General features: G+C 40.2%; 6 protein-coding genes. 3 read left to right on the forward strand and 3 right to left on the reverse strand.

All coding sequences use genetic code 11. From position 1 onward, the window contains the following. Positions 1–35 precede the first annotated feature (35 nt). Entirely contained in the window at positions 36–2,171 is a 2,136-nt protein-coding gene (locus M4I42_RS15960; RefSeq protein WP_268853051.1) for a YcdB/YcdC domain-containing protein, read from the reverse strand. Between the two features lie 128 nt (positions 2,172–2,299). Then, positions 2,300–3,142: a YitT family protein gene (locus M4I42_RS15965; protein ID WP_268853052.1), complete on the reverse strand. Its 843-nt coding sequence runs from the start codon at positions 3,140–3,142 to the stop codon at positions 2,300–2,302. A 90-nt stretch (positions 3,143–3,232) separates the two neighbouring features. Between M4I42_RS15965 and M4I42_RS15970 the strand changes: the two genes are divergently transcribed. The 3 genes from M4I42_RS15970 (at position 3,233) to M4I42_RS15980 (ending at position 5,600) form a co-directional block, all read left to right on the forward strand. Next, positions 3,233–4,096: a DegV family protein gene (locus M4I42_RS15970; RefSeq protein WP_268853053.1), complete on the forward strand. Its 864-nt coding sequence runs from the start codon at positions 3,233–3,235 to the stop codon at positions 4,094–4,096. Positions 4,097–4,140: 44 nt separating this feature from the next. After that, complete coding sequence (locus tag M4I42_RS15975; RefSeq protein WP_268853054.1) at positions 4,141–4,272, forward strand: DUF3941 domain-containing protein; 132 nt, start codon at positions 4,141–4,143, stop codon at positions 4,270–4,272. A gap of 251 nt (positions 4,273–4,523) precedes the next feature. After that, complete coding sequence (locus M4I42_RS15980; RefSeq protein WP_268853055.1) at positions 4,524–5,600, forward strand: multicopper oxidase domain-containing protein; 1,077 nt, start codon at positions 4,524–4,526, stop codon at positions 5,598–5,600. A gap of 347 nt (positions 5,601–5,947) precedes the next feature. Here M4I42_RS15980 and M4I42_RS15985 read toward each other — a convergent pair. After that, positions 5,948–6,650 (reverse strand): polymorphic toxin type 44 domain-containing protein (locus M4I42_RS15985; protein WP_268853056.1); only part of this gene is annotated, 703 nt, incomplete at its 5' end.

Genomic DNA, 6,650 nt, shown 5'->3' on the forward strand with positions numbered 1-6,650 from the left:
TTCTTTTACATGGTAATTATTGTAATTAAAATTGCTCAACTACAGTTGCTAATTAATCCGACATGACCTTTATATTGAATCTTACTCGCATCTTTAAATGGGAGCGGGAACAAATCGGTTTGCGAGGCGAGTTTATCATACCCTAGCGCGCGAACAAGGGTCACCGCAACAAACTCTCGCGTTACTTGGCTTGTCGGATGAAAATATTCTTCATCCGCTTTAATTAATCTACGATCCACCGCTCTTTGTAAATACGGATAGTAGTCTGCGTCTTTTTTTACATCTTTGAATGGTGTTGCAGCGTTCTCATTATACCATGTTCCGTAGTCTCCGATTGCCCGCATGACAATCTCGACAAACTCTCCTTTTGTCACTACTCGATCTGGATACACTTTCCCGTTTTCCACATCATATATATTGTAATCAATCATTGCTTGCAACGCCTGCTCTTGTTTATGTCCTTTTATATCTGTTGCTACATTTTGATCGTCAATTACCCTTCCTGTTGCTACATCTTTCCATTTCCCATCCACTGCATCTAAATATTTTTCCTCCCAAGAAGGAGTAGGCTGATAAACTAAAATGGCTGCATTGTTTCTTTTCTCTTCCGTTGTTAGTGTCGTAAAGTAGCTTAAGGTAAGTTTTTTGTCCTCTACATACATGTCTTTTGCTTTTTCCAGTGAAATCACTTTGTTTGGTAATGGAAATGACAAATTGCGCCAATCCGAAAAGAAGCGAATAATTTTTCCTGTTTCCGCTGAAACTGCTACGCTCACTCCTTGCCCTTGTACCGGGATTCCGTTTTCTTTACGATAAAAATACATTTCGTAAAAGAGCGGGGTCGTCTGTTTACCGTATCGCACTTCTTGAGGCAACGTAGCATATAAACGATCTGCTTTATCAGGAGCTACTTTTTTCACAAAATTTGTAGCAATCTGAAGCGCTTGTTCTTTTGTATAATTTACCTGTGGATTTTTGTTCGTTTCCCCTTCTTTATAATACATTACATTGTTATCAAACCGAATAAGCTCTCCTGTTTTTGCATTCAGTTCTGCGTAAATGAAGTTTGCATCTTCTCCGTTGTTTTTAAAGCTAAGTACCCATACAGAAGTTTCGCAGCGGTCTTCATAATTGACTGAATCGAGTTCTAACGAATCCGGTAGTTCCATTGTTCGCTTCACCGTTTCTACGGCTTCTTTTTGCGTTAATTCTTTGCTTCTTGGTGGTAGAGGGGTTGCGCTTTCTGCTAATGGCTTATCATCTATCGGAGCCGTTTGTTCAACCGGTTTTCCGTACATATCAATAAATTTTCCTGTATGAGCATCGATAATGGCATTAAAGTTAGCTTGATAATATTGATATGCGTTCGTTTTCGGCACGTAAATCAATTTTGGAGTCTGCTTCGATGAATAGTCAATTTGGTACCGCAACTCCAATTCCATGCGGTCTTTTAACAACTTTCTTGCTTGGTCTAAAGAAATGACGTTTTCCTTCTTTTCAAATGTTACTTCGTCATTCCAATTATATTCAAAGTTCTGAATTTCCCCATTTCCATCAATCGTTATCATAATATTGTTTTCATAATATGGTACATGATCGACCATTTGATAAAAACGGACAGCGTAAAACCGCCGGTCCCCGTACGGCAATCTACCTTGCTGTTTTTTCAATTGCTCATCGATGGCAAGTTCTTTTAGTTTATTTGGGTACATCTTTTGAATGTATTGTTTAGCTACATCTACTGCTTGTTCATAGCTTACTTTCGGTGGAAACGGCATGTTACTATCTTTTTCATGATAAATACTAATATTTACAACATTTCCTGTTTGAGCGTTTACTGTTACATAAATCGCATGGTATCCTTTATCATCTTTATACCAAGACATTTGCCATACAGGTTTATTTCCATACCATTGTGTCGAAAAAGTAATTCCTTGAAATTTATAACCTTTTTCGATGTTGACGGCTTTTTTAGCAATTTCAATCGCTTGTTCTTTCGAAACTTTTACCTCTTCCATATCAATCGCTGTAGAGTTAACGCCTACTTGTTGGTACAGTTTTTGCTGCGAAGGTAAATATATTTCCTTTTCCGCAGCTTTTGCGGTAATCGGTCCTGTGCTTGTAACAAGCACAGCAGCTACTAAAAACTTTGAAAGCCAGTCTTTCTGCATCATAATCCCCCTTTTTATATTCATTGAAATTTTTGGAATTAAATCCATTTATTTAGACGAAAATCTCTTTAAAAAGTTTCAGAAAAAACAAAAAAACCGCCCAAAAAGGTACGGTTTTTTGATGAAACTTATTCTTTCCGAAAAAACCCAAATACTGCAGTCGTTTGAACGATGTTGGTGAACGCTTGGGGGTCTACTTCTTTAATAATCCGCTCTAAGTCAAAGAGCTCGTATCTGGTGAGGACGATCATTAATACGTCTTTCTTTTCTTGCGAAAAAGCACCAGTAGCCGGAATTGTTGTAATTCCACGGACAAGTTTGGCGTGTATCGCTTTTTTTAGTTCTTCTCCTTTGTTTGTCACAATCATCGCGGTCAACTTTTGGTGTCGGGTATGAATGGCGTCAATGACACGTGTAGACGCATATAACGTAACAAGCGTATAGAGCGCCTTTTCCCACCCATATACATATCCCGCGGTTAAAATAATGACGGCATTCAGCGTGAAAAAATACGTGCCGACAGGACGGTCTTTCATGCGCGACAACACTAAGGCAATAATATCTAGTCCGCCGGTCGAAGCCCCCCATTTGAGCGTCAATCCAACCCCAATTGCTCCAATGACTCCGCCAAATACGGCATTTAACAAAATATCATCGGCTACCTTTTTCACCGGAATGATTTCTAAAAAGAGGGACATAAAAAGAACGCTCAAAAAACTGTAAAGCGTAAACGACTTCCCTACTTGTTTCCACCCTAAAATCGCGACAGGGATGTTAAGCAGGAACAACAAAATCCCCGTCGAAATATGATAAGGGGTATAGTCCGCCACTAATTTCGACGTAAGCTGAGCAATCCCAGCAAATCCGCTCGTATACACGTTTGCCGGAATTAAAAAGAAATTGAGCGCTATCGCGTTTAACAACGCACCGATGAGTACAATCGTTAATTTTTTTATTTGTAGCCAAGCCATCTTTTCACCTCATTACAAAACGAAAAATTGTTTTTTTGTTTAGAAATCGTTACACTTATAAGAGCAAAATGAAATAAGAAGGTGAGTATTATGTCCATTCACATTGTAGCTGATAGCGGCTGTGATTTGCCATACTCTTTTTTGCAAGAGCGAAATATTTCTTTTCTTCCGCTCATCGTCCATTTGAATAACACCGATTATGAAGATTTCGTCACGATCGATCCAAAACAAGTGTATGACGCAATGCGAAATGGCGAAGTGGCGAAAACATCGCAAGCAAGCCCGCTAAAAATGAAAGAACTGTTTACCGAGCTTGCCCAGTCTGAACGCCCTTCTGTGTATATCGCGTTTTCGTCCCAACTATCAGGAACATACCAGACAGCTATGATGGTGCGCGAAGAAGTGCTTGAGCAATATCCTGAGTTTCAATTAACGATTATCGACTCCAAATGTGCTTCGCTCGGTTTAGGACTTGTCGTGATGAAAGCGAGCGAGCTTGCGCAAAAAGGAATGCCGTATGAACAGCTATGTGAAACGATTGCTGCGTACTGTCGCCATATGGAGCATATTTTTACCGTCGATGATTTAGAGTTTCTTGCGCGCGGCGGACGCATTAGCAAAACGTCTGCGTTTGTCGGTGGGATATTAAACATTAAACCACTGCTTCATGTTGAAGACGGAAAATTAATTCCAATTGAAAAAATTCGCGGCCGGAAAAAAGTGTTCAAACGGATGATTGAACTGATGGAAGAACGCGGAAACGGCTTACAAAAGCAAGTCATCGGCATCAGCCACGGCGATGACGAAGAAGCCGCGTTAGAATTAAAACGAATGATTGAAGAAAAATTTGGCTGCACTCGCTTCTTTATTTCACCAATTGGGGGAGCAATCGGCGCTCACGCTGGTCCGGGCACATTGGCGCTCTTTTTCTTAAACGAATACATCGACGCCTAACCGTCCAAACTATCGGTGTATGATTTAGAAAGGGGTGCATCGAGATGCCACATACGAGCGACAACGATAAAAAAGCGCTCGACAATCAAGCGAAACATCATGAAAAAAACATGCTCCGGGAAAAAAATCGTCAAGCTGGGAAACACGCTTACTCGAAAAAAACCGACCATCTGTAAAAGAGCTTGCTTTCGCAAGCTCTTTTACATGTTTTTCTGTTAATTATATTGTAAACGATATATTTATATAATAAAATCACTTCTTCCTCGTAATTAGCAAACTACTATTTTTACCTTCGAATCATTCATTGAACATTTCAAAAATTCTTCACAAATAACATTTCCTCCGTGAAAATTATCACATGTGCCAAGCCATCGTACCCGCTATGATAATGGTGAACCAAAGTTATTTTGATGAAGGGGGAACAAAAATGAAACGAAAAACAAAAATCATTTGGACGGCTGCTGCGTTAAGCGTTTCGCTTTTAGCAGGCTGTAGCGGCAACAATTCGGCGGCAACGAGCACACCGAAAAAAGAAAGCGCTAACACCACTTCTGCGCAAGGGACAACACAAACATCGCAAGTCATTGAACCACACAAAGGACTAAACCAACCTCCTGTCCCAATCAAAATGGAACGAACCGGTCCTCATGACGTCAACGTTGAAATGACAGCGCAAATTACCGACATTGAAATTGACAAAGGAAAAATGTATAAGGCGTGGACATTTAACGGGCAAGCACCAGGTCCATTAGTCGTTGTAAATGAGGGAGATACCATCCATTTCACCTTAAAAAACATGGACCCAGCGATTCCACATAGTATGGACTTCCATGCCGTTCACGCTGCACCATCAAAAGATTTCGCGAACGTGCAGCCAAACGAAACCGGAACATTTTCCTACCCGGCGAATAATCCTGGCGTCTTTATGTATCACTGCGGCACATCACCTGTTTTAGCCCATATCGCTAACGGCATGCACGGCACCATTATCGTCAAACCGAAAAACGGATATCCAACAGATAAAAACATCGATCGCGAATTTGTGCTTATTCAAAACGAATGGTATAAATACAATGACATGAACGACTTTGCCAACGGCGTCCCAAGCCACGTCGTCTTTTCGACAAAAGCGTTAAAAGAAGGAGACCGAAATACAAACGGGGATACGTTTACGTTAAAAGAACAGCCGCTTATTGCGAAAGTAGGAGATCATATCAGAATCTATGTGAACAACGTAGGTCCGAATGAAGTCAGCTCGTTCCACGTTGTCGGAACCGTATTAGATGACGTCTACCTAGACGGCAACCCTGCAAACCATCTAAAAGGGTTACAAACGGTTATGCTTCCAGCGAGCGGTGGCGCCGTCGTGGAATTTACCGTCACCCGTCCTGGAAACTATCCGATTGTAACACACCAGTTTAACGATGCACAAAAAGGAGCCGTCGCCATTTTAAAAGTCACCGAAACCGGCGAAGACGACGGCAAGGCCACTATGAGCCATTAAAGCACCTAACGACAATATATCATAAAAAGAAACGGTTTAAAAGGCTTGACAACGCAACAGCTCATTCGGGTGAACCGAATGAGCTGATTGTATCAACAAAATGGCATCCATACTGCTAGGGGTGAGTGTATGCACAAAAAATCTCTTATCATGAGTGTTGATTATCCATTATCCCCCTAAAAAACACAGAATCATATTGGCTGAACACAAGCTTTTCTGCCTCTTCGGCATGCGTATAGCATACCCAGTCGGTAAGCGAACCGCTTACCGACTACGGCAGAAAAGCTTGGAATAAAGCGATGTCAACTGGTTTTTAATGGTTAATCAACACGCCTGTACCAAATTAACTATTTGTTATTTTTATTTAGTTCTTCTAAAATTATCTTTGTGTTTTCCTCTGCTTTTCTCTTGATAGCTTCCTTTTCTTCTTTTGTAAGTTCGCTAAAGTCTAACTCAGTAAATGTTGTTCTGAGATTTTCATTTCCGTCGGACTGCAAGATCAATGAAGATGTCGATTTAGTAGGTAAATTTCCGTTTTCCCAGTAACTAATGCCTTTACTTATAAAAGTTTGGTCTCTAGGATCGTCAAAATAAGTTTTATACCATCCTATGTAGGATGTTCCACTATAAATTTGAACAGCTCCGGCAGCCGATTTTAGCAAGGTTGAACTAAATCCTGATGCACTTCCAACGTATCCATAATGCATATTTCCTAAATCTTCTCCTCTTACAGTCATACCACCAAAAATGTATGTAGTGGTTGCTCCATACGTTTGTTTATAATCCCACTCACCACCTGGTCTAACTTTACTTGCAAATTCTAATCCAGTGCCTATCGGATACGTTTTATCATTTAGTGCATAATAGGCCATATAAAGCGCATTTTTCCTCATTTTATAGCTAAATTCACTAGTAATATTAGGAGTTGGTACAGCAGCACGCGCTTTTGGGGTGTGGTATGTATTACCAATTAATATTAGTAATACTAAAGAAACAATAATTGAAAATAATTTTTTCATTTTTATCCCCCTAAATCCCAATAATAATTTC

The organism is Anoxybacillus sp. J5B_2022 (assembly GCF_026847645.1).
In the GTDB taxonomy this organism is placed as follows: Bacteria; Bacillota; Bacilli; order Bacillales; family Anoxybacillaceae; genus Anoxybacteroides.